At 73.0% G+C, this 23,563-nt stretch carries 21 protein-coding genes; 7 read left to right on the plus strand and 14 right to left on the minus strand.

Annotated elements, in window-relative coordinates; genetic code table 11:
* Positions 1-23 precede the first annotated feature (23 nt).
* The 6 genes from IEZ10_RS23925 to IEZ10_RS23950 form a co-directional block, all read right to left on the minus strand.
* Positions 24-2,357 (minus strand): family 2 encapsulin nanocompartment cargo protein terpene cyclase, encoded by a 2,334-nt coding sequence (locus IEZ10_RS23925; protein ID WP_189248737.1) that lies wholly within the window; start codon positions 2,355-2,357, stop codon positions 24-26.
* 244 nt (positions 2,358-2,601) lie between these two features.
* On the minus strand, positions 2,602-3,936 hold the full coding sequence (locus IEZ10_RS23930; RefSeq protein ID WP_189248738.1) for a hypothetical protein: 1,335 nt from the start codon (positions 3,934-3,936) through the stop codon (positions 2,602-2,604).
* Complete coding sequence (locus tag IEZ10_RS23935) at positions 3,933-4,658, minus strand: ABC transporter ATP-binding protein (RefSeq protein WP_189248739.1); 726 nt, start codon at positions 4,656-4,658, stop codon at positions 3,933-3,935. Before IEZ10_RS23935 ends, IEZ10_RS23930 begins: the two co-directional genes overlap by 4 nt.
* Entirely contained in the window at positions 4,651-5,175 is a 525-nt protein-coding gene (locus IEZ10_RS23940; RefSeq protein WP_189248740.1) for a PadR family transcriptional regulator, read from the minus strand. Before IEZ10_RS23940 ends, IEZ10_RS23935 begins: the two co-directional genes overlap by 8 nt.
* A gap of 89 nt (positions 5,176-5,264) precedes the next feature.
* The gene (locus tag IEZ10_RS23945) at positions 5,265-5,792 is read right to left on the minus strand and encodes a DUF1697 domain-containing protein (RefSeq protein ID WP_189248741.1); all 528 of its coding nucleotides are present in this window, start codon (positions 5,790-5,792) and stop codon (positions 5,265-5,267) included.
* 255 nt (positions 5,793-6,047) lie between these two features.
* A complete protein-coding gene (locus IEZ10_RS23950; RefSeq protein ID WP_229811570.1) occupies positions 6,048-7,637 on the minus strand; it encodes an MFS transporter in 1,590 nt (529 codons plus the stop codon).
* A 255-nt stretch (positions 7,638-7,892) separates the two neighbouring features.
* Between IEZ10_RS23950 and IEZ10_RS23955 the strand changes: the two genes are divergently transcribed.
* Both IEZ10_RS23955 and secY read left to right on the plus strand, forming a co-directional pair.
* Positions 7,893-8,492, plus strand: a complete 600-nt coding sequence (locus tag IEZ10_RS23955) for a TetR/AcrR family transcriptional regulator (protein WP_229811584.1) — start codon at positions 7,893-7,895, stop codon at positions 8,490-8,492.
* 129 nt (positions 8,493-8,621) lie between these two features.
* The gene (secY, locus tag IEZ10_RS23960; protein WP_189248742.1) at positions 8,622-10,040 is read left to right on the plus strand and encodes a preprotein translocase subunit SecY; all 1,419 of its coding nucleotides are present in this window, start codon (positions 8,622-8,624) and stop codon (positions 10,038-10,040) included.
* Here the strand turns inward: secY and IEZ10_RS23965 are convergent.
* Both IEZ10_RS23965 and IEZ10_RS23970 read right to left on the minus strand, forming a co-directional pair.
* Positions 10,015-10,680, minus strand: a complete 666-nt coding sequence (locus IEZ10_RS23965; RefSeq protein WP_268246355.1) for a response regulator — start codon at positions 10,678-10,680, stop codon at positions 10,015-10,017. The two genes, secY and IEZ10_RS23965, sit on opposite strands and share 26 nt — an antisense overlap.
* Positions 10,677-11,882, minus strand: coding sequence for a histidine kinase (locus IEZ10_RS23970; RefSeq protein ID WP_189248744.1), 1,206 nt, complete (start codon positions 11,880-11,882; stop codon positions 10,677-10,679). Before IEZ10_RS23970 ends, IEZ10_RS23965 begins: the two co-directional genes overlap by 4 nt.
* Before the next feature lie 291 nt (positions 11,883-12,173).
* Between IEZ10_RS23970 and IEZ10_RS23975 the strand changes: the two genes are divergently transcribed.
* Positions 12,174-13,388 carry a winged helix-turn-helix domain-containing protein gene (locus tag IEZ10_RS23975; protein WP_189248745.1) on the plus strand — a complete coding sequence of 405 codons (1,215 nt, stop codon included), beginning with the start codon at positions 12,174-12,176 and terminating at the stop codon, positions 13,386-13,388.
* 57 nt (positions 13,389-13,445) lie between these two features.
* Here IEZ10_RS23975 and IEZ10_RS23980 read toward each other — a convergent pair whose 3' ends face one another.
* From IEZ10_RS23980 to IEZ10_RS23990, 3 genes are all read right to left on the minus strand, one after another.
* On the minus strand, positions 13,446-14,327 hold the full coding sequence (locus tag IEZ10_RS23980) for a hypothetical protein (RefSeq protein WP_189248746.1): 882 nt from the start codon (positions 14,325-14,327) through the stop codon (positions 13,446-13,448).
* Between the two features lie 190 nt (positions 14,328-14,517).
* Positions 14,518-15,795, minus strand: coding sequence for an acyltransferase family protein (locus tag IEZ10_RS23985; RefSeq protein WP_268246356.1), 1,278 nt, complete (start codon positions 15,793-15,795; stop codon positions 14,518-14,520).
* A 125-nt stretch (positions 15,796-15,920) separates the two neighbouring features.
* Entirely contained in the window at positions 15,921-16,337 is a 417-nt protein-coding gene (locus IEZ10_RS23990) for an LmrA/YxaF family transcription factor (protein WP_189248747.1), read from the minus strand.
* Here IEZ10_RS23990 and IEZ10_RS23995 point away from each other — a divergent pair.
* Positions 16,337-17,116: an alpha/beta fold hydrolase gene (locus IEZ10_RS23995; protein ID WP_189248748.1), complete on the plus strand. Its 780-nt coding sequence runs from the start codon at positions 16,337-16,339 to the stop codon at positions 17,114-17,116. The genes IEZ10_RS23990 and IEZ10_RS23995 overlap by 1 nt on opposite strands.
* A gap of 119 nt (positions 17,117-17,235) precedes the next feature.
* On the opposite strand, the gene IEZ10_RS24000 is transcribed toward IEZ10_RS23995, so the two are convergent.
* Positions 17,236-18,099 carry a helix-turn-helix domain-containing protein gene (locus tag IEZ10_RS24000; RefSeq protein ID WP_229811571.1) on the minus strand — a complete coding sequence of 288 codons (864 nt, stop codon included), beginning with the start codon at positions 18,097-18,099 and terminating at the stop codon, positions 17,236-17,238.
* A gap of 80 nt (positions 18,100-18,179) precedes the next feature.
* Between IEZ10_RS24000 and IEZ10_RS24005 the strand changes: the two genes are divergently transcribed.
* Both IEZ10_RS24005 and IEZ10_RS24010 read left to right on the plus strand, forming a co-directional pair.
* Complete coding sequence (locus IEZ10_RS24005) at positions 18,180-19,616, plus strand: MFS transporter (RefSeq protein WP_189248750.1); 1,437 nt, start codon at positions 18,180-18,182, stop codon at positions 19,614-19,616.
* Positions 19,617-19,685: 69 nt separating this feature from the next.
* Positions 19,686-20,633, plus strand: coding sequence for a hypothetical protein (locus IEZ10_RS24010; protein WP_189248751.1), 948 nt, complete (start codon positions 19,686-19,688; stop codon positions 20,631-20,633).
* A 112-nt stretch (positions 20,634-20,745) separates the two neighbouring features.
* On the opposite strand, the gene IEZ10_RS24015 is transcribed toward IEZ10_RS24010, so the two are convergent.
* Both IEZ10_RS24015 and IEZ10_RS24020 read right to left on the minus strand, forming a co-directional pair.
* Positions 20,746-21,324 (minus strand): hypothetical protein, encoded by a 579-nt coding sequence (locus IEZ10_RS24015; protein ID WP_189248752.1) that lies wholly within the window; start codon positions 21,322-21,324, stop codon positions 20,746-20,748.
* A gap of 48 nt (positions 21,325-21,372) precedes the next feature.
* Entirely contained in the window at positions 21,373-21,873 is a 501-nt protein-coding gene (locus IEZ10_RS24020) for a hypothetical protein (RefSeq protein WP_189248753.1), read from the minus strand.
* 226 nt (positions 21,874-22,099) lie between these two features.
* On the opposite strand from IEZ10_RS24020, the gene IEZ10_RS24025 reads away from it, so the two are divergent.
* On the plus strand, positions 22,100-23,506 hold the full coding sequence (locus IEZ10_RS24025; RefSeq protein ID WP_189248754.1) for a hypothetical protein: 1,407 nt from the start codon (positions 22,100-22,102) through the stop codon (positions 23,504-23,506).
* The last annotated feature ends 57 nt before the right edge of the window (positions 23,507-23,563 follow it).

Genomic DNA, 23,563 nt, shown 5'->3' on the forward strand with positions numbered 1-23,563 from the left:
GACCGTACGGGATCCCGTGCCGGTCAGCGGGCGGCGATCGCCGCGAACCGCGCCGCGGAGGTGCCGAGCCCGGTGGGCGCGAACGGGAAGCCGGCCACGGCGGTGAACCGGTGACGGAGCAGCTCCGCCTCGGTGTACCGGGCGCACCGGCGGTGCCACTCCAGGATGCCGGACATCCACTCCTTGAGGTCGTCGGCGTGCCGGGTGAGGACCCGGCGGACCGGCTCGTCGAGGCCGAAGTCGTCGAACATGGCGGGAAGCTCCTCGGCGACGATGTGCTCGAACTGCCGCATCCGTGCCTCCATCAGGTCGGCCACGACATCCCGGGCGGTGAGCCGGTCCACCCCGAGGAAGTGCTCCACCACCACGACGATGTTGTGGAACTCACCCTCGAACTCGACCTCCTTCTGGTAGGAGAACAGGTCGTTGGTGAAGCAGGCGTAGTCCTGCGCCGCGGTGTCCAATTCGCGGATGGTCCGCGTCCGGTAGAGCTCCTCGGGCACCACGTCGGAGTGCGCGAGCCGGGCCAGGCTCATCGTCATGTCCGACCCGAACGTCCTGCGGCGCATCTCGATGTAGTCCACCGGGTCGGGAACGCGGTTCTGGGCCTGGTTGACCAGCTCCCACAGCCAGCTTGAGGTCATGTCCTCGACCGCCCGGCGGAACCGCCGCCGGTGGTCGGCCGTCATCGGCCCCGCCGTACGCCGCCACAGGTCCGCGAGGCCCGCCTCGATCGGGTTCGCCGGCTCGGGGACGGGCTCGTCGTCCAGCGGCATGAACAGGCGCAGCCGCTCGTCGCAGAGCTTGGCCGCCGCGAGGTCACGGGTCGCGCCGAACACCAGGGGGAAGTAGTCGTCGCCGTACGTCCCCCAGGCCAGCCAGTCGGACGACAGGTCGAGCTGCCCGGGGGTCGCGTCGGCGTGGATCATGGCGGCGCAGTGCGGGAAGTCGAAGCCGCGGAAACGCCGCTCGTCCCACACCCCGCCGCCCTCCACCCCGGGCACGGAGCCGAACATGCCCATCTCCCTGGCCCAGCCGACCGCGTGGCGCCGGGCGGCGTCCAGGTGGGGGCTGGTGCGGACCGGGTACGGCATGCGCAGGGCGGGCAGCGGCAGGTGCCCCACCGGACGGAACGGCGTGAAGGAGTGCTGCCGCGCCCGGGTCCGCAGCCCGATCCTCCCCGCGGAGGGCACGAGCCTGGCGGCGGAGGTGCCGAGACCGGTCGGGCCGCCCGGCGCGGTGACCGGGCCGGAGACGGCGAAGCCGGATACTGTGCCCAGGTCGGAGACGGCGGGGCCGGATGCGGCACCGGATCCGGTGGCGGCGCCCGGGTCGGCCGCGTCGGAGGCGGTGGCGGTGGCGTCGTTCATGTAGCGGCTGGACCGCGCGTGCCACTCGTGCCCACCGGACTGCCAGTCCTGCAGCCCCTTGACGTAGGCCGCCACCGCGACCAGCTCGGACGGGGACGCGGAGTGCTCGGCCAGCAGGGCCGGAACCTCGGTCAGCGCCGTGTTCTCGAACTGCTGCAGCCGCGAGGTCAGCAGGTCGTTGACCAGCTCGGCGGCCTCCTGCGTGGAGCAGTCGAAGAACCGCTCGAAGACCAGCACCGCGTTGGAGTTCTCACCCTCCTCCCGGACCTCCCGCTGGTAGGAGAACAGGTCGTTGCGCAGGTGCACGGCGTCGGAGAAGGTGTCCGACAGCACCCGCATCGGCCTCGTCTCGGCGAAGGCGTCGGGGATCTCCGCGCCGACGGCGTACTCGACGAGGTTCGCCGACCACGGGGCCCCGCCGACCCGCCTCCTCATCTGGACGTACTCGATCGGGTTGGCGATCCGGCCGCGGTCGATGTTGTCCAGCTCCCACATCGACTCGACCATCAGGTTGTGCGTGCTGGTGACGAAACGCCGCCGCCACCCCTCGGACATCGCCGGGACCGTGCGCTCCCACAGGTCCGCGAGGCCCGCCTCGGCAGGGTTCCCCGGCTCCGGCGGCGTCTCGCCGTCGGCGGTCATGAACAGCTCCAGGCGGTCGAGGTACGCCTTGGCCCCGGCGAGGTCGCGGGAGTACTTGAAGTGCTCCAGGAAGTGGTCGTCGAAGAAGAACACCCAGACGTACCAGTCGGTGACCAGGTCGAGGGTGGGGCCGTCGCAGTCGGGGTGGGTGTAGGCGCACATCAACGCGTAGTCCATGCGGGCCAGCGCGTCATCGTCCCAGACGACGCCGCCGCCTGGCCGGGGCGCGTCGAGCATGCCCATCCGCCGGGCCCAGTCCGTGCTGTGCTCCCGGGCACGTTCCAGGTGGGGGTTCAGCCTCGCCGGGTACGGCATGTAGAAGTCGGGCAGCGTGAAAGCCTGCATGGGGGCGCCTACTCTCGTGCTCCTGGACCTTCGCCCGGCGGGCCACGCTCGCCCCGTCCGGACATAACCTGTCACTGATGGTAACGAGACTGGCACTTTACGCGCCCGATCCGCAAGGAAGTACGGGAAATCCCGGCCGCCCGGCCTCGATGGGGATCCGGAGCCATCCAGGACAGGGTGACTCCGGCACCGTCCGGCGAAGCGATCCCGGGGCGTTCGGCGGGAACGCCCCGGGATCACCGGGTCAGCCGGTGCGCAGTTCCTCCGGCCGGACCCAGCGGCGCAGGATCGGCCGCGCCGCCCTCGCCACCAGCACGGCGGCCAGCACGCCGATCCCGGCCATCGCCGCCGCCCCCGCGACGGAGACGGCCAGCGCGCCGGGCCGCCGGGCGTAGAGCTCGGCCAGGAGCAGGACCACGACGCCCGCCCCGGCGACCGCGCTGACCACGCACACCGGCAGCGCCGCGACGAGCGCCTGCCGGGTGAGGACCCGCCCCAGCGCGGGGACGGGGACACCGGAGGCGGCCAGGACGGTGAACGATCTCCGGTGGTCCAGCAGTGCCTCGGCCTGGTGCGCCACGAGGGCGCCGGCCGAGGTGACCATGGCCGTCAGCAGCGCCAGGTACAGCAGCGCGTAGGACGCCACCTGGAAGGCGGTCAGATCGCTCTGGAACACGGTGAGCGCCTGCTGGGCGCCCACGGCCGATCCGAAGAACACCGTCAGCCCGACCACCGACAGCGCGCGGGCCCACGCCCGGGGGTCGGCCTCGACCATCCGCGCGGCCAGCAGCGTCTCGGGCGCCGACGTCCCGCGCCCGGCCCGGCGGGCGGCCATTCTGATCAGCAACGCGGTGGCCAGCACCAGGCCGAAGAGCAGCAGCACCGCCCCGGCGGCGATGGCCACGACCGCGCCGTACTTGCCCCCGAGGAAGAACCTGCCCTTGCCGGTGAGCGCGGCCGCGAGCAGAGCGACGCCCAGCGCGACGAGGGCGAGGTCGCGCGCCCTCGGCCCCCGCGGCCGGGCCCGCCGTACCACGCCGAGCGGGGAGGCCACCACGTGCCGGCCCGCCCTCAGGCCGGACAGCGCGCCGCCGAGCACGACCGCGGCGAGCACGACCGGCGTCCAGAGCAGCGGGCGCACCGGCACGACGTCGCCCAGCGACCATCTCGCCACCAGGGCGGCGAGCAGGTAGGCCGCCGCGCCGAGTGACCCGCCCGCCAGCGCCGACCATCCGCTCTCGGCCGCCCCGGTGAGCCGCACCTCGCGCGGAGTGGCCCCGGCCAGCCGGAGCGCGGCCAGCCGCCGTTCCCTGGTGGCGGTGGCCAGGCGGCTCACCTGGTAGATGAACGCGGCGGCGGGTACGGCCAGCAGCGCCAGGGTGAGCGCCACCATGAGGCGCGGTTCCTTCTCTGTGAGGACGCCGAGAGCGCCGCGCCGCGCGTCGAGCCGCAACGCCGTCAGGTGCGCCGCCGCGCACAGCAGGACGGTCGCGAACGCCGCCCCCGCGGCCATCAGGCGCCCACGCGCCCGCTCGCGGCGGGACCGCCCCCGGGCGAGCATCCGGACCACGGTGATCATCGGCTCACCCCGCCGGCCGCCGCCTCTCCGGGCGTCCCGGCCGCCGTTCCTCCCGTCGCCGCGGTCGCGCCCGCGACGACCCGGCCGTCCCGCAGCGCGATCTCCCGGTCGGCGTAGGCGGCCACCCGGTTGTCATGGGTGACGACCACCAGCGTGGCGCGGCTCTCCCGGGCCGCGCCGACGAGCTCGCCCATCACCCGTTCCCCGGCCAGCGAGTCGAGTGCGCCGGTGGGTTCGTCGGCGAAGATCACCCGCGGTTCGGCGGCCAGCGCGCGGGCCACCGCGACCCGCTGGAGCTGGCCCCCGGACAGCTCCGCGGGCCGCTGCCCGGCGCAGTCCGCCACGTCCAGCCGCTCCAGCCAGGAGCGGGCGGCCTGCAGGGACTCCCGCCGCCCTCGCCCGCCGAACAGCAGCGGCAGCACGACGTTCTCCTCCGCGGTCAGCTCGGGCACCAGCTCGCCGAACTGGAAGACGACGCCGAAGTTCTCCCGGCGCAGCCTCGTCCGGGCGTCCTCGTCGAGGGTGTCGAGACGCCGGCCGGCGAACAGGACCTCACCGGCCTCGGGGCGGATGATCCCGGCCAGGCAGTGCAGCAGGGTGGACTTGCCGGAGCCGCTCGGGCCGGTGACGGCGACGACCTCCCCCTCCCCGATCTCCACGGATGCGCCGTCCAGCGCCGTGGTCCGGCCGAAGGACTTGCGCAGCGTTCGCGCCTCAAGCATCGGTCTCTCCCTTCAGCACGGTGTGCCGTTCCAGCGCCGTCTCGATCCATCGCAGGTCGGCGTCGAGGTGCTGGAGCGCGTAGTCGGCGGCCAGCACCTGCGCGGGCGACCCCGACGCCTTGCGCGCGGTGAGCTCCCGCATCCGCGTCAGATGGGCGGCGCGCTGCCTGAGCAGGTACTCCTCGGCCGTCCCGCCCGCCAGGGTCGCCACCACCACCCGCGCGAACAGCGGGCTCGCGACGTACGGCGCGGGCGCCTCGATCTCCGCCAGCCACCGGTCCAGCTCGGTCCGTCCGGCCTCGGTGATCGCGTGCACCGTGCGCTCCGGGCCGCCCTCCTGGGCCGTCCCGGTCACCTCGGTGAACCCGTCACGTTCCAGCCGTTGCAGGGTCGCGTAGACCTGCCCGTAGGCGAGCGGCTTGGCGCCCGGCAGGCGCTGGTCGTGTTCTTTCTTGAGTTCGTAGCCATGCTTGGGCCGCTCGCTGAGCAGCCCGAGCAGGACATGTCCGATCGACATGATCGCGACTATACATGCGCTGTATACATGGAGCGAATAGTTTCCGCCGGCACGGCCCGGCCGCGATTCATCCGGCCGCCGGACCGGTGTCATTCCTCCGCGAGGGCCAGCAGCTTCGTGACGGTGTTCCAGTTGCGCATCGTGGCCTGCGTGTTCGACCGCTTCTCCAGGAGGGGCGGCAGTTTCGGACGCCGCAGGCCGTCCGGGAAGTACACGTAGAGTTCGCGCCTGCCCACCGCCATCTCCTCCGGCGCGTACTCCGCCGGGTCGAGGGCCGCGAGCACCTTCCGATCGGGGGCCTCCGCCAGGAAGAACACTCCGAACCTGGCCGGATCCCGCACCTCAAGCGGGTTCTCCTCGACCACGGCGCGCAGTTCCGCGGCCGTCCGCACCATGACGGCCACCGACAGCCCCAGTTCCGCGGTGATCCGCCGCTCGATCGCCGCGGCGACCCGCTCGGGCCGCTTCTCCGCCGGGGTGAACAGGGCGTTCCCGCTCCGAAGATGGGTCCGCACACCGGTGTGGCCGAGCCCTTCCAGTAGCGCGCGGAGATCGGACATCGCGACCGTGGTCGCGGGGTTGACGTTGATGCCGCGCAACAGCGCCACGTACCGCATCGAACCGCCTTCCTCTCGAAGAGCTCGCGGGCGACGCTACCGCCCGTACCTGCCGACCGATGTCAGGTTCCCCGGAACCCGTTCGGCATCGGATCTCCCGGAACGGACCGCCCCACCGGCCCGCCTCCGCGGCCCGTTCCGTTCCCACCGGCCCGCCTCAGCGATCCGTTCCGTGTCCACCGCCCCGTCAGCAGCCCGTTCCGTGCCCGCCCTCCCGTGGGGCTCCCGCGGACCGGGCGGGCACGTCCGCGGTGCTCAAGCGCCGGTTCCGGCACCGGTCACCGGCCGGTCTCCGCGCCGCGCGGCCAGGAACACCCCGGCGAGCAGTGCCCCGGCCAGGACCAGCGCCGCGTTGACGAGGACGGCGAGCGACACACCGGACAGGACGGCCGCCGGCCCGGTCACCCCCAGGGCGGCCGTCCGGGCGGTGACGACGGCGCTCATGACCGGGATGCCCAGGGTGATGCCGACCTGCTGGGTCATGGTGGCCAGGCCGGTGGCCATCCCCTGCTCGGAGTCGGGCAGACCGGATGTGGCGCTGACCATGAACCCGACGATCATCAGCATGTTGCCGACGCCGCCGACGAAGGTCGCGGCGAGCAGCAGCCAGATCCAGGAGCCGGAGGCGCCGAGCGCCACCAGCGAGAGGGTCGCCACGGCCTGGACGACTCCGCCGCCGACGATCGTCGCGCGGGCGCCGAACCGGCCGACCACCCTGCCGCCGAGGGTCCCGCCGAGCACGGTGCCGGCGCCCAGGACCCCGAACGCCAGGCCGGTGGCCATCGGGGAGTAGCCGAGGACCTCCTGCAGGTAGAGGGTGAGCAGGAAGACGAGGGAGGTCTCGGTGGCGAAGGCGATCAGCCCGGCGGCGTTGCCCCAGAGGACGTTGCGACGCCGCATGACGGTCGTCGGCACCAGCGGCGCGGCCGAGCGCTTCTCGACGAACCAGAACCCGATCAGCAGCGCGGCCGCGGCGGCCAGCGCGACCAGGGTGAGCGGGGAGGCCCAGCCCGAGGCGCCCGCCTGGGTGAGGCCGTAGACGAGCAGGAGCAGCCCGCCGGTGACGGTCACGGCGCCGGGAAGGTCGAGTCGCGGGCGCTCGGACGGCCGCGAGTCGTCGATCGCGGACGGCGCCAGGGCGACGACGAGCGCGGCGACGGGCACGTTGATGAGGAAGGCCCAGCGCCAGGAGAGCAGGTCGGTGAGCAGGCCCCCGAGGATCGCCCCGGCGGTGAACCCGGCCGACATCAGCGCGCCGTTGAGCCCGAGGGCCCGTTCCCGCAGCGGCCCCTCCCGGAACGCCGTGGTCAGCAGGGCGAGTCCGGCCGGGGTGACGGCCGCGGTGGCCAGCCCCTGCAGCACCCGGGCGACCAGCAGCACCCCGGGCGAGGTGGCGAAGCCGCCCAGGGCGGAGGACAGGCCGAGGACGGCCATGCCGACCAGGAACAGGCGCTTGCGGCCGACGAGGTCGGCGATACGGCCGAACAGCAGCGTGAATCCGGCGGCGGACAGGGCGAAGGCGGTGGCCACCCACTGGAGGTTCGCCAGGGAGAAGCCGAGGCCCGCGCCGACGGCGGGCAGCGCGACGTTCAGGATCGAGAAGTCCACGGCGATCATGAACTGGGCGCCGAGCAGCAGGGTCAGCACCAGCCTCTGCCGCCCGGTCATGCGGGCTCCCCGGCCGGGTTCGCCCTGGACGGGCGCCGGTGGGGTGGGGCCGTCCTGGGTGGACGCGGGCCGGACGGGTCCACCCTTGGCGAGGCCGGGCCGGGCGGATCCCTTCCGGGCGGGGGCGTGTCGGGCGGGTTCGCCCTGGGCGGGCGCGACCCGGTCGAGCATGGACATCAGGGGTCCTCTTTCTGGAACGGTGACAGTTAACGAAACTGAAGTTCCGTTAGGATGGGGGAACAGTAACAGAAGACCGCCCAGTAATGGAACAGGAGTCCCGTTATGACCGCTGACCGTGGGGAAGCCGGCCAGATGGAAGCCGACCGCGTGGAAGGCCACCGCCTGGAAGCCACCCGGCCGGAGGACGCCCAGGTGACATCCGACCGGGCGAAGGCCGACCGGGCGGAGGCCGGCCGTACGGGAGCCGACCGGATCGAACCGGGCACCGTACGGCCCGGAGGGCGGACCGCCCGCGTCCGGGCGGCCGTGCTGCGGGCGGCCGGGGACGCCCTGGTGGAGCACGGCTTCCACCGGCTCGACCTCGCCGACGTCGCCCGCCGCGCGGAGGTGGGCAAGACGACCGTCTACCGGCGCTGGGGCACGCCGACCGGCCTCGTCACCGACCTGCTGGCCGACATGGCCGAGCAGTCCCTGCCCCGCACGGACACCGGCTCGCTCACCGGGGACCTCGAAGCCAACGCCCGGCTCGTGGCGAAGACCCTGACCGACCCGCGCCAGGGCGCACTGTTCAGGGCGGTGATCGCCGCCGCCGCCTGCGACGAGCGCACCGCGGAGGCCCTGCACCGCTTCTACGCGACCCGGATCGGGGAGTGGGCCCCGTGCGTGGTCCGGGCCGTCGAACGCGGGGAACTGCCCGCCGGCACCGACCCGGCGGAGGTGATCCGCGCCGTCTCCGCCCCTCTCTACTACCGGCTGCTGGCCAGCGGCGACCCGCTCGACGAGGCCGCGGCCGACCGCGCCGCCACGGCCGCCGCGGCGGCGGCACGCGCGGGGGCGTACGTCACCGCCTGAGCCGCCCGACCGGCCGTCGCGGTCGCGGACCCTCGTGACCGCGCACGTCGAGGACTACGCGAATCCGCGTACGGCGATGCCTCCGGTGAGCGGATGACCCGCACCGGACGACGCGGACACACTCGGCGCATGCCCACCGTTCTCATCCGCGCCTTCCGCGCGCCCGACCTCCGCGGGAAGCTGCTCTTCACCCTGGGGATGATCGCCCTGTTCCGGTTCGGGCAGATCCTGCCCTCGCCCGGCGTGGACGTGGCCGCGGTACGGCGATGCCTGAGCGACACCGGCGGCGGACTGGTCGACATGCTGCAGCTGTTCAGCGGCGGGGCGATGCTGAAGCTGTCGGTCTTCGCCCTCGGCGTCATGCCGTACATCACCGCGGGCATCATCATGCAGCTGCTCGCCGTGCTGATCCCGCGCCTCACGGAGCTCAGGAAGGAGGGGCAGGGCGGGCAGGCGAAGATCACCCAGTACACGAGATACGTGACGGTGGCGCTGGCCGTGCCCTACGCCGCGACGATCGTGGCGACGGCCCGCTCCGGCCAGATCTTCCCCACCTGCCGGCAGCGGCTGCTGCACGACCAGGGCATGATGACGGTCGTGGTCATCACGACCGTCATGGTCGCGGGCACCTGCATGATCATGTGGCTGGGTGAGCTGATCACCGAGCGGGGGATCGGGAACGGCATGTCCATCCTGATCTTCACGCAGACGGTCGCCGTCTTCCCCTCCTACGTGTCGAACATCTTCCGGCTCAGCCCGTTCGCGCTGGCGACGATGCTGGTGGCGGGGGTCTTCCTGGTGGCGGCGGTGGTGTTCGTCGAGCAGGCGCAGCGGCGGATCCCGGTGCAGTACGCCAGGCGCATGGTCGGGCGCAGGATGTACGGCGGGACCTCGACGTACCTCCCGGTCAAGGTCAACCAGGCCGGGATCGTCCCCGTCATCTTCACCTCCTCGCTGCTCTTCCTGCCGCAGCTGGCCGTACAGCTGACGGGCGGCACCGGGCCGGTCGCGGAGTGGGTCTCGCGCTATCTCACCTCCGGTGACCACCCGGTCCACATGACGGCGTACCTGCTGCTGGTCGTGGCGTTCACCTACTTCTACGTGTCGATCACCTTCGACCCGGACGAGGTGGCCGACACCATGAAGCGGTTCGGCGGGTTCGTGCCCGGCATCCGGCCCGGCCGGCCCACCGCCCACTACCTGCGGTTCGTGCTCTCCCGGCTGACCGCGCCGGGAGCGGTCTACCTCGGCGTGCTGTCGCTCATCCCGGTCGTCGCCTTCGTGGTGCTGCGCGACCCGGCGACGCAGCAGAACTTCCCGTTCGGCGGGACGACCGTGCTCATCATGGTCGGTGTGGGCCTGGAGACCGTGAAGCAGATCCAGGCGCAGGTCGAACAGCGCGACTACCGGGGTTTCCTGCGCGACCGCGGAACCGCGAGGGCCGGGGACGGCGAGCGGGCCCGGCGGGCCGGGGACGGTGAACGGGTCCGGCGGGCCGGGCTCCTCCGGGAGCCCGGAGGTCTCAGGGGATCGCCAGACCGGACCTGACCGCGAACACGACGAGCTGGGCCCGGTCGCGGGCCCGGAGCTTGACCATGGCACGGCTGACATGGGTGCGCACCGTGTCGGGGCTGATGACCAGCTCCCGGGCGATCTCGTCGTTCGACCGGCCGGTGGCGACCCAGGCGACCATCTCGCGTTCCCGGGGGGTGAGGGAGTCGAGACCCTCGACCGGGCCGGCGTCGTGGCGGCCGAACAGGCCGATGACCTTCCTCGTGACGGACGGCGAGAGCAGCGCCTCACCCGACGCGACGACCCTGATCGCGTGGGCCAGCTCCTCCGGGGCGCCGTCCTTGAGGACGAACCCGCTGGCCCCGGCCTGAAGCGCGGCGAAGACGTACCGGTCGGTCTCGAAGGTCGTGACGACGACCACCCGGGTGCCGTCGAGCGCGGGATCGGCCGCGACGGCCCGCAACGTGTCGATGCCGTCCATTCCCGGCATGCGGATGTCGAGCAGGAGAACGTCGGGCCGGGCGTCGGCCAGCAGACGGAGGGCCGCGGCGCCGTCGGCCGCCTCACCGGCGAACTCCAGATCCGGCTCGCGTTCGATGAGGGCCCGCAGCCCCATGCGCACGACGGCCTGGTCGTCGGCGACCGCGACGCGGATCGGACCGGCCGGCGCGCTCACGCGTCCCCCCGTGGGCCCACGTCGTCCCCCTGGGAGCCCGCGCCGTCCACCCGGAGGCCCACACCGTCCACCCGGAGGCCCGCGCCGTCCGCCGGGAGGCACACGCCGTCCCTGGGGAAACGCGCGACCACCCCGAAGCCGCCGTCCGGGCGAGGACCCGCGGCGAACACGCCGCCCGCCTCCGTCACCCGGGCCCGCATCCCGGCGAGCCCCCGTCCTCCGGCCGCATGGGCGGGACCCGTCGCGTGACCGGAGCCGGCGGGCCCGGCCGTTCCGGTGGAGCCGCCTCCCCGGTCGACCACCTCCAGGACGAACTCGCGCGGCCCGTCGGCGAGGCGGACCAGGGCCCCGCCCGGACCGGCGTGGCGCGCGACGTTGGTCAGCGCCTCGCGCACCACCCGGTAGACGGGTTCTTCGAGCCCCGCGGGGACGTACGGCTCGGCCGGCTCGACGTCCACGGGCAGGCCCGCCGCCCGCACTCCGCCGACCAGCCGGAGCAGGTCGTGGTCCGCGGGCTCGGGGTCCATGAGGTCGAGCGCGGAACGGAGCCGGCCGAGTGCCTGCGCGCTGGTCGAGCGGATCGCCTCCAGTGACTCGCGGACCCGCTCGGGATGCTCGTCGAGCATGAGCAGCGCGACCCCGGCCTGCATGGCGATGGTCGCGAAGCCGTGCCCGGCGGCGTCGTGCACCTCGTCGGCGAGGCGCGCGCGTTCCGCGGCGACCAGTTCCCGCACCCCCGCCTCCGCCGTCGCCGCCCCGGGCCGCCGCTCCGGCTTCACCAGCGGGGCCGGCCGCGCCGGGGCCGCGGCGAGCGCCCAGCCCGCCGTACCCGGGCCTCCCGAAGCGCCCGAGGCCGCGTTCGGGGTTCCTGAAGCGCCCGAGGCCGTGTCCGAGGTCCCCGGAACACCCGAGACCGTATCCGGGGTCCCCGACGCGCCCGAGGCCGTGTCCGGAGTCCCCGGCGCGTCCGAGACGCCCGCGCCGGACGCCGGGCCCGCCGCGATGTCCGTACTGAACTGCCGCCCGCCCCCGTCGCGCGCCTGGGCGAGACCGCCGGACGGCCACGGGATGGCCAGCCAGCCCACCCACGCCAGCATCAGGACGACCGGCAGATCGCGCACCCGGCCCAGCCGGAGCAGCGCCTTCGCGGCCGCGGCGAGGGAGTCGCGCGGACGGCCCTCCGGATGCGTGTGCTCGGTCACCGTCCCCCCAGAACATGCGCGTACGCGCCGATCCTAACCAGCCCCGGGCGATCGTGCCCGGGATCGGCACACCCATCCCCGATGACCGCTCTTCTGTGGTTCTTCCCGCGGGCCGTTCCCGGCCGTCCCCGGCGCCTCCCCGCGTACCGGGTTCCGCCTCCCGCCCCCGCTCCCGCCTCCACGCCCCGACGTCTTCCGACGGTCTCGAAAGTTCGCACAAACCATCGAATACCGCGCGGACCTATGTGTAGATTGCCGAACGGAAATCCCCCGCGAGAAGGGCCGCCGCGCATGCCGTCAACTCTCACGCTCACCGTCGACCAGGCGAGGCGACTCGCCGTGGGCGCGCAGTGCCTCGCGAGCCCCGGGCCCGTGAGCATGGAGCAGGTCCTGCGGCGGTTGCGGTGCCTCCAGCTCGACCCCATCGACGTGGTCGCCCGGAGCCACCTGCTGGTGCTGTGGAGCCGCCTGGGCTCCTACGACCGGGCCGAGCTGGACACGCGGCTGTGGAAGGAACGCAGCCTGTTCGAGTACTGGGCGCACGCCGCCTCGATCGTGCTGACCGAGGACTACCCGATCCACCGGGTCATGATGCGGGGCTGGCCGGCGGGTGACTCCCCCCACGCACGGGTGGTCCGCGACTGGCTGACCGCCAACGAGCGCCTGCGCCTGCACGTCCTGGAGCGGCTGGAAGAGGCGGGCCCACTGCCGACCGGCGGGTTCGACGACCTCGCCGAGGTGCCGTGGGAGTCGAGCGGCTGGACCGCGGGCCGCAACGCGGAACGCATGCTCGACTTCCTGTGGAGGCAGGGCACGGTGATGGTCGCCGGACGCGACGGCCGCCGCCGGCTCTGGGACCTGGCCGAACGCTGCCTGCCCGACTGGACGGACCGCGAGCCGCTCTCCTCCGCCGAGACGGTGGCGCGGTCGGCCGAACACGCGCTGCGGTCGCTGGGCGTGGCGCGCCCGGCGGACATCGAGCAGCATTTCATCCGGAGCCGCTACCCCGACCTGCCCGTCGCCCTGGCCGCCCTGGAACGCGCGGGCCGCGTCCACCGCGTCCGCCTCGGCTCCACCGACGCCGAGACCTGGTACGTCCACGACGACACCCTCCCGCTCCTGGAGGCCCCGGACGACGGGTTCTCCCGGACGGTCCTGCTGTCGCCCTTCGACAACCTCATCTGCGACCGCGCCAGGACCGAGCGCCTGTGGGACTTCGTCTTCCGCACCGAGATGTACGTCCCCCGGGCCAAGCGCCGCTACGGCTACTACGTCCTGCCCGTCCTGCACGGGGAACGCCTGATCGGCCGGATCGCGCCGCGCTTCGACCGGCGCGCCGCCGTACTGACGGTGGAGGGGGTCTACGCCGAGCCCGACGCCCCCGCCTCGGCCGCCGAGCCGGTCGCCGAGGCCGTCGCCGCCCTCGCCGCGTTCCTCGGCGCCCGGACCATCACGTACGGCGGGCCGGTCCCGGACGCCTGGCGGGCGGCCCTGCACGCCCGGTGAACCCCGGCCGCCGGGCACACGGTCCCGGCGCGCGGGCGTCAGGACCGTGACCGGTCGTCAGGGCTTGACCGTGTTGATGATCTGCTTGGGGTCGGAGAAGTCGAAGAGCCTCTCGATCCTCAGGTCCTTCTCGTCGGCGACCTTGTCGGCGGGCGGGGCCACGACGGTGATCGGCATGCCCCAGTCGGTGTAGCGGGTGTCCGTCCTGAAGGTCATCGAGACCTTCTTGGTCACCCGCATGGTCTCGGTGCTCATCATGCGCTGGGGCAGGCCGTCGCCGTTCGTCCAGAGCCGCCAGGAGATCGACCTCTTCGCGGCCTCACGGCCGAGCTCACCGGGGGGGAAGGGGTAGGACTTGGGCGACGCCTTGGACAGCTCCCCCAGGCTCACGGTGCCCCGGTAGAGGAAGCCGCCGGAGGCGGGTTCGCGCTTCGCGCCCTTCAACATGGCCTTGAGGACCGCCGGCTCGAACACGTTGGCGGTCTGGCTGCTGACGGCCTTGAGGTTGGCGGGGGCCTTCGTGCGGACCCACTCCTTGTCCTGGGGAACCACGTTGCGGTAGATGTCGTCGGAGACGTACATCTTGCCGTCCACGGCGGTCACGGAGGACGGGGCGAAGAAGTCGAAGAACGTCACGCCGCCGTCGTCGTCTTTGACGGCCTTTTCGAGCTCGGGGTCGGCGACGATCTGCCAGGTGGCGTCGAACGCGACCGGCCCGGAACGGCCGAGCTGCAGCCTGGCGTTGTTCCGGATCCGCACCGAAGACTTGCCGACGGCGATCCGCGAGACCTCGGCGAGCTGGACGCCGTGCTCGTCGCGGAACTGCCGCTTGACCGCCTGCACCGGGTCCGGAGAACCCGCCTGCGCGGCGGCGGGCACGGCGGTGACCGGCACGGACGCGATCAGCGCCGCGACGGTGAGGACAATCCAACGCCTCATGAGGCTTTGTCCCTTTCTGGAGGGGTGGGAGAGCACCAAAGAGGCCATCATTCCAAAAGCGGATGAATGTTGCACAGGATATATGTGATGAAATAGTGCAGATTTGCCGGAATTCCCGGCGAAGCACCGCAGCTCATGGAAAATCAGCCGTGTTTCTCCCCGGACGTACCGCCCGGACCCGGTCCTCCCCTCACCCGGAGGGCTCACCCGCCGCGGGCTCCCGCGCCGCCGGCCCCGCGGACCCCGTGGCTCCCTGCGCCGTCGGCCCCGCCCGCTCCGCGGACCCCGGGGATCCCCACCCCGCCGGCGCGGGCTTCACGGCCCCATGTTCCCCCTGTTCCGCCGGCCGTTCCCCCGTCGCACGCCGGGCGAGCCGCCTGCCGAGGCGCTGGGCGGGAGCCTCGACCAGCCGGTGGGTCAGGTAGGCGAGCGGCACCAGGACGAGGAAGAACAGCGGAAGGTTCGGGACCACCCGCAGCAGGAGCGGGTGCAGCAGGTAGAGGGAGAAGCTGATCACCCCGAGATGGGTCAGCCAGCGCGGGAACGACCTGCGCCGCAGCGCGAACCCGGCCCCGAAGAAGGCCGCGGCCAGCAGGAGCGCCGGGGCCCAGCCGGGGTCGTCCTTGGCGAGGAGCCCGCAGGCCAGGACCGTCAGCACGGTGGCGACGGCGGTGCGCCACCGGATCGCCCCCCGCTCCGCGCGGTACACGGCCGTGCCGGCGAACATCATGGCCAGGACGATGAGACCCTGCCACGCGCCGATCCGGCTGCCGAAAACCACCAGGGCCAGGCCGAGGACCCCGCCCGACACCGCGGCGACGGCGCGCTTCCCGCCCCGCCCGCGCGCGGACACCGCGATCACCGCGACGGCCGCCACGCCGAGGAGCGCGGCCACCAGGTCGGCGCTCCCCTTGATGGCCGGGCGCGGCAGCAGGAGCCCCAGCGGCACCGCCGCCAGCGCCAGGACGACCGCGATCACGGCCGAACGGTGCGCCTGCCGTACGGTGAACAGCCCGGCCGTCAGCAGGTAGAACGCCATCTCGTAGGAGAGCGTCCACATCACGCCGATGACGGCGGGCACGCCGAGCAACTCCTGCAGCATCGTCACGTTCCCGAGGACGACCAGCGGCAGTGGGCGCGCGCCGACCCCCGGGTGGAGGTCGAACGCCCCGGCGGCGGCGAGGAGCAGCGCCAGGACGACCGCGACGGCCAGCAGGGGAAGAAGGCGGAAGGCGCGGCCGATCCAGAAGGCCCGCAGGTCACCGCGCCGTTCCAGGGAGGCGGGGATGATGTAGCCGCTGACCATGAAGAACACGAAGACGCCCCACGTGCCGACGTCGATCCTGCGGTCCACCTCCGCCCAGAGGTCCGGCAGGAACGTCCAGCCCGAGTGGTGCAGCGCGACGGCGAGCGCGGCGGGTCCGCGCAGGGCGTCCAACCAGGCCAGCCGGGAGGAATTCGGGGGCATTCGCCCGACTTTAGGCGATGGATGGGGTCCGGTCGTACACCCCGGAACTCCCCTCTTCCCACCCGCGGCCTGATCCGCCGGGCGGCGGGCGCGGACGCCTCACCGGTCCGGACGCGAGCGCCCGCTCAGGCCGCGGGGTCCCCGGAGGCCCCCACGCGCCGCAGGGCCTCCCGGGTCGCGGCGACGGCGGCCGCTCCGGCGGCCTCCACGGGCTCGGTGGTCCGCAGTGCCCGGCTCAGGACGAACGCCCCCTCCAACCCGGCCACCATGGAGATGGTGAGCTCGCGGGCCACGTCCTCGGGAACGCCCACGGCGGTGAAGCGCTCGGCGCCGGCGGCGATCCAGGTGGAGAAGACATCGGCGGTCGCCCGGCGCAGCGGTTCGCTGGTGCTCGCGACCTCCAGCGCGACGGTGGCGATCGGGCAGGCGTCGGCGTACCCGGTCTCCACGAGCCGCTGGGCGGCTCCGGCGAAGAAGTCGCGGACACCGGCGACCGGATCCGGAGCGGCGTCCATGATCGCGTCGAACATCTCGACGTACATTGGACGGCACCGTGTGGCGGAACGTCGTCCCCCACCTGCGCGCCGACTACCGCTGCGTGCTGCCGCTCCTGCCCCTGGGCAGCCACCGCAGGCCGATGCGTCCCGACGCCGACCTCTCCCTGCGCGGGCTCGGGCTGCTGGTGGCCGAGTTTCTGGAGCGGCTGGACCTGCGCGATGTCACCCTGGTCTTCAACGACTGGGGCGGCGCGCAGGTCCTGATCTCCGAAGGGCGCGCCGACCGGGTGGGCCGGCTCGTGCTCAGCGCCTGCGAGGCGTTCGACAACTACCCGCCCGGCGTTCCCGGCCGCCTCATCGCCACGGCCGCCAGGATCCCCGGCGGGCTCACGGTGGCCATGCGAACGCTGCGGGTGCGTCCCCTGCGCAGGATGCCGGGAGGTTGGGGCTGGATGTCGAAGCGGCCGGTCCCCGCCGACGTCATGGACACCTGGTTCCGCCCGGCCCAGACGCGGCCGGAGATCAGACGCGACCTCAGGAAGTACGTCCTGTCCACCCCTCCACGGCGCACGCTGCTCGAATGGGCCGACCGGATGCGGTCCTTCGACCGGCCGGTCCTCATCGTCTGGGCGGCGGAGGACCGCGTGATGCCGCGGGAACACGGCAGGCGGCTGGCCGAACTCTTCCCGGACGGCCGGCTCGTCGAGATCGAGGACAGCTACACCCTGATCCCGGAGGACCAGCCCCGGGCGCTCACCCGCGCCATTCGCGAGTTCCTCCGCGACACGGCCCCGGCCCCCCGCCCCCACCAGACCGCCGGCTGACCGCCGGCCGCCTCCGGCCCGCACGTGCCGCCGGGCCCGGCGGCCCTGGTCAGAACCGGCGGACCAGGCGACGCGGGCGGACCCGGCGGCCCGTACGGCGTGAGCCGCCCCGCCCGGCCTCAGCCGCGCGGCGCCGGACCGGACGGCTCACGCGTGGTGGCGGCCAGGCGCCGCAGCCTTTCCTCCGACTCCGAGCCGGGCTCGGCGGCGAACAGATCCATCCCCTGCAGCTCCGGGTCGCCGGGCAGGCCGACGAGCTCGGCGGACAGCCGCAGCTCGCCCACGACCGGGTGGTCGAGGACGTAGTCGCGGTGCGCCGCGACGGCCACGTGGTGCTCGTGCCACAGGCGACCGAACTCGGGGCTCTGCCGGCAGATCGTGTCGACATGATCCATGATCTGCGGATTCCTGGGATACCGCGCGGCCAGGACGCGTAGCTGGGCCACGTGCTCCCGGGCGAGCCGCGGCCAGTTCTCGCCGTGCATGCGCCGGATCCCCTCGTCCAGGAAGATCAGATGGGCGATGGTCCGGCGCTTCTCGGGGAGCGCGGCGAAGTCGGCGAAGACCGCGGCGGCGAGCCTGTTCCAGGCGACGACGTTGGCGTGCCGTCCGAGGACGAGGGCCGGCGTGAGCACCATCGAGTCCAGCAGCCGCTGCAGCCCCGGCCGGAGCGGCGCCTGCGGGACGTCGTGGCACCGGTGCGCGGGGTGGGCCAGCGCGTGCAGGTATCCCCGCTCGTCCCCGGTGAGCCGCAGCGCGTCGGCGATGGCGTCCAGCACCTCGGCCGAGACGTTCCGGCTGTTGCCCTGCTCCAGCCGGGTGTAGTGGGTGACGCTCACCCCGGCGAGCAGCGCCAGCTCCTCACGGCGCAACCCGCGCACCCGCCGTGTCCCCCCGCCCCGATACGGCAGATCGACGTCCTCCGGCCGCAACCGCGCCCTGCGGGACTTGAGGAACTCGCTCAGCTCGGCACCACGATCCACAACCGCCCAGCCTAGGCAAAATTTGGCTAGCCAGAACACGGGTCTGGCTGGCGGCCGGAACCGCGAGCACGCTGACCGGCATGCGACCTGTGATCCCTCTCGTCCTCCTCGGCGTGGGCAGCATGACCACCGCCCTGGACTTCACCATCGTCTACGTCGCGCTGCCGCAGATCGCGCGTGACGTGGGGTTCTCCCCCTACGCGCTGCAGTGGGTGGTCAGCGCCTACGCGGTGCCCTTCGGCGGCTTCCTGCTGCTCGGCGGCCGGCTGTCCGACCTGCTCGGCAGGCGGCGGATGTTCGTCCTCGGCATGCTGCTGTACGGCGTCGCCTCACTCCTCGGCGGGCTCGCCACCACCCCGGCCCTGCTGGTCGCCGCGCGGGCGCTGCAGGGAATCGGCGGCGCGGTGCTGATGCCGGCGACCCTCTCGCTGGTCGTCACCATGTTCGACGAGGGCCCGGCCCGCAACCGGGCGATGACCGTGTGGGCGGTGTGCGGTGCCGGCGGGCTCAGCCTCGGCGCGCTGCTCGGCGGTGTGCTGACCGGCGCGTTCGGCTGGGAGGCGGTCTTCTTCGTGAACCTGCCGCTGACCGCGGCCGGCGCCGCCGCGGCGTTCGCCGTCCTGACACCGGACGGTCCGCGGGGGACGGGCGGATTCGACCTGCCCGGCGCCCTCACCGGGACCGCGGGCGTCACGGCGCTCGTGTTCGCCATCGCGCGCGGCGCCGAGCTCGGCCGGCTCTCCACCGAGGTCCTGGCGCCCCTCGCCGCCGCCGTGGCGCTGCTCGCCGGGTTCTTCGTGATCGAGGCGCGCAGCCGCGACCCGTTGATGCCGCCGCGACTGCTGACCAACCGGCACACGAGCGCCGCCGCCGGAGCCATCCTGGTCTACGGCCTGACCCTGCAGTGCGTGCCGTACTTCCTCACCCTGCACTTCCAGGACGTGCTCGGCTACGACGCCCTGCGGTCGGGCCTGGCCTTCCTCGGACCGACCCTGGGGATCACGGCCGGCAACCTGGCTGCCGAACGGTTGATCCCGCGTCTCGGGCCGCGCGGCACACTGGTCCTCAGCCTGGTCGTGGGCGCGGCGGGTACGGCGGTGCTGGCGGCGAGCCTGTCCGCCGACGGCTCCTACCTCGGCCTGCTGGCCGGGCTCGCCGGCTTCGGCCTGGGCGCGGGCCTGTCGTTCAACACCATGTTCATCGTCGCCTCGACCGGCGTGGCCCCGCACGAGCAGGGCGCGGTCTCCGGCATCTCCTCCACCGTCCTGCAGGCGGGTAGCAGCGCGGGCCTGGCCGTCCTGGTGGCCGTGGCCGGCCATGACACCACCGGCCTGACCGGCCGGGCACTCCGCGCCGCCACCGCCGACGGGCTGAGGTCCGCCCTCTTCGCCGCCGCGGCTCTCGCCCTGGTCGGCGTGGTGACCGCACTGAGAATCCCCCGCGAGACCCCGGCGCCGGGCTCCGGGGATTCGCCGGCCGGCACGTTCGACCGCCTCGGCCGCGACCGCCTACGCTGATGCGCGGATCGGTTCGGGCGCGGGGAGGACGCGGAGAGAACGCGAAGAGGACGCGGAGAGGACGTGCGGATGGGCGGCAAGGCGGATGCCGGCTGGACGGCGCCGCTCGGTCAGATCGCCGGGGTCTGGCTGGTCGGCTCCCTGCTGGGCCCGTTACTGCTGGAGGCCGGCGCGATGGTCCTCTTCGGCGGCCATCCCCTCCTGCCCGCTCTCCCCGCCGCCCTCATGGTCGGCACGCTGTACCTCGTCGCCCGGCTCACCTCCCGGGGATCCGCGTTGACGTCGCGCCAGGCGGGGGGCCGGCTCTCCTGGTCGGCGCTCGTGTTCCTCGCGGGGGCGGCGGGCTGGGCCGGCGGCGCCTGGGCCACCTCCGACCTGGACCTGCCCTTCGGCCGGCAACCGCTGATGACCCTGGCCTGCGGCCTGCCGTTCGCACTGGCCGCGGGGCTGCTCTCCCGGCGCGCGGTCTCCCTCGGCACCGTCGTGGTGATCGTGGCGCTGGTGGCCACCGGAACGCACCTCGCCGACCGGCAGCGCGCCGGCGGGGAGGAGAAAGCCGTCGCCGCCCGCCTCGATCCGGTGCGTGACCTGCTCTACGTCGTGGACATCCCGGGCTACCGGGTCGCCCGCGACTCCTCGGGAGTGAGCGCGTTCTTCGAACCGGTGGACCAGAAGGCGGTCAGGGTCTGGCAGGACCACACCATCTCGCTCACCGCCGAACGCGGCGAGCCCGCGACGGCGACGTGCCCGAAGACGTCCCTCAGTGCTCCCCTCGGGCGCGACGAACGCCCCCGGTGCGTCCTGGAACGTCCCGGGCTCTGGTACCTCACCGGCCGGATTCCGGAACCGGAGTGGGGATGCCCGTGCGGGCTGCGGGGATACGTCCGGCAGGACGGCGGCGTCCTGGTCAGCGTCCTTTCCTCCGACGCCGTGTCCCGGGACGTCCTCCGCGCCGCCGTACTCGGCGCCCGGCGCCCCACCGACGACGAGGCCCGGAGGCTGGTCCGCCCCTCCTGAGAACCGGTGCGGAGGGGCGGGGATCCCCGGGCCCCGAGGGCCCGGGTGCCGGTGCCGGGTCCTACCGGGCCGGTGGAGCGACCGGCCGATCAGTCCCGGGAAACCGGTTCTCTCAGGGATGCCGAGCCGGACGCACCTGGTCCGCCACGGATTTCCACGTCGGGGAGAGGCACCGCAGGCGGGCCGAGCGGTAGAGCACGATGATCAGGGAGACGACGGCCGCGAACCAGACGACGCCCACGGCGGTTTCCAGGCCGGCGTAGCCGTACTGCGCCAGCCCGGCGATCGCTCCCAGCCCGGCCACGGCCCAGCGCAGCACGTCGAGAAGATCCGCCGTGGCGGTCTCCCCGCCGGGACGGATCCGCCTGATGACGGCCTCGACGACCAGCCAGACGGTGAGCAGCGCGCCGGCCGTCCCGGCGACGCTGATCACTTGTGCGAAGGAGGAGACCGTCGGGTCGTGACCCAAAACCCCGCTGGACACGACCAGGAGCGCGAACGAGACGTAGGTCATGGCGACGGCGGAGACCCAGGCCGCGGCGAACGGGTCGTCGCCGGATCGCCGCAGCCGGAACAGTCCGGAGGCGCACAGTCCCCATCCGACGGGGTCGAGCAGTAGGTCGAAGCCGTTCAGCCTGAGGGCGCCGAAGGCGAAGACGAAACCGGTGGCGATCGTCGTGACAGGGCGCATGCGCCGTACCTCTCCCTTACCTGTCGTCGTCCCCGGGCGGGCCGGCCCTCAGAACGGGTCCTGGCGCATCGCGTCGTTGCAGACCATGCCGGCGAGACCCCGCTGCCAGGCGACGGGGCTGCTCTGCTGCCGGTCGCCGAAGAGGACGGTCCCGTCGAACTCCTCGGACTCCTCGGACTCTTCAGACCCCTCGGAGTCCTCGGAGTCCTCGGAGTCCTCGGGCTCTTCCGGCTCCTCGGGCTCCGACAGCTGCCACGAGGTCAACGTCACCTCCGCCGACCCCGGACCCGTCCAGGTCCGGTAGGTGAAACGGATCGGTTGGGGCTCGTACGGCACCGCCGCGCAGTCGGTGATGACGACGCGCCTCTCCAGGACCTCTGTGCGCCCGCCCCCCACGGTCAGTTCGGAGTGCTCCCCCTTCACCTCGTCGGTGGGCAGCAGGCGGAGGCCCGGCATCTCCGCCGAGACGCCGGTGATGGTGAAGGGGGCCGAGGCTTCGTTCTCGATTTCGATGACCACGCTGCTGGACAGCGCGCCGTTCTCGTCCACCTCTGCGTGGACGAAGAAAACATCGATATTCCACCTGATCTGCGGCGTTATAACCCCCGAACTCCACAGGAGAGCCGCAATGACCACAAGCAATGCGAAAATAGACAGCAAACCCGGCAATCGGGAGCGCCACGTGCGCCACGTGGCGATATCGAATTGCTCCCATGCATTCTCCGGGGTCACGATATAGCACCATATATGGTGGCGCTTTGTGACAGTACCTTCGATGACCATTTCGGTAATCATCGTGGTGGCCCTGCTGGCGGCGGTCGCGCCGGTCACCCGGGAGAGACTCGACAGATTCACCACACTGACCGGTCTTTCCGTCACACCGGCCGGCGCCCGGCAGGTCATCGACCACTTCACCGTCCTGCGCCGGTGGCGGCTGGTCACCCTTGTCGTCGCCGTTCCACCGGCCCTGCTCACCGATGACCCGTTCTATCTGGTCGTGGGCTGGTGCGCCGTTTCCGTTTTCCACGGCGTACGGTCACCGGCCCCGATACCGCGCGCCCCCGGTGACACCGACGTCTATCGGAGAGCGTGGCTGCTCGGTTCGGCCGCCGCCGCGGTGGCCGGCGTCCACCTGCTGACGAGCCGGGACGTCACACCGGTGCTTCTGGCTCATGCCGTCATCGTGGTCATCGTGATGGCGGCCGTACCGCTCGTCGCCCGAAGGAGGAGCGCCGGGCCGGCGTCCGGGGAGCCGGACGACGCGGTCCGGGCCGGGCAGGCCGTCGGCCACTGGTCGACCCGGGGCCTCTACCTCGCGGGAACCGCGGTCGTGCTGTCGGGCGTGATCCTCACCCCCGGGCGGCCGCCGCTGCCGGAGCTGCCGGAATACTCGCCGGCCAAGCCGCCTCCGAAGTGGACGGCCACGTTCACGACGGTACGCGGCTACAAGGAGCCCACCTGCCCGTGGTCCGGCCATCTGGACATCCCCTGCCGGTCGTGGCGGGTGAACGGGGAGCCGTTCCTGCAGGCGGCGCCGTACGTCATCAGGCCGGGCGGGGCGCCCCGGCTCGCGCCGTTCGTGCGCAGCCCCGACAAGAAGGCCGTCGTCTACCTGGGCAGGGATGATCGCCGCATGGCGTACCAGGACGCCCGGGGCGTCCACCGCCTCACCGGAGGTCTGGCCGACACCGCGGTGCCCACGCCCGCGTTCCTCGGCCAGAACAGGTACGTCGTCCTGAACGGGGACGGCGCGCAGGTCATCGACACCAGGACCTGGGCCCCGGTGCCGGTCCCCGGCGCCCGGCGGGTCCACGATCTCAACGGGAGCGGGACCGTGTTCACCACCGCGTCCCAGGTGCTCGTGGCCGACCTGCGAGGGAGGACCCGGATGAGCCTTCCCCTCAGGAAGAAGATCAAGGACTCCCCCGAGGACGCGTACCACCTTCGCCCGGACGGACGCCGCCTCGTGGTCATCCGGGGCCGCGAGGGACGCGTCGAGACCTTCGACGTGACGACCGGGCGGCTCCTGCGCGGCGTCGTTCCCCGATTCCGCGGGGACGACTTCATCGACGCCGGCCTCGGCTGGTCGGAGCAGGGATCCTTCCTGGTGCGCGGCGCCGTGAGCGAGCGCGTCTACCACCTCGACCTGTCGACGGGGAAGCTCTGGAGGCACGACGGCTGACCCCGGGGGCGACTACGGCGTTGTTCCACACGTACCAGCCGCGCCCCCGGTACAGCG

Origin of the sequence: Streptosporangium pseudovulgare (genome assembly GCF_014648055.1) — a bacterium.
GTDB classification, from domain to species: domain Bacteria; phylum Actinomycetota; class Actinomycetes; order Streptosporangiales; family Streptosporangiaceae; genus Streptosporangium; species Streptosporangium pseudovulgare.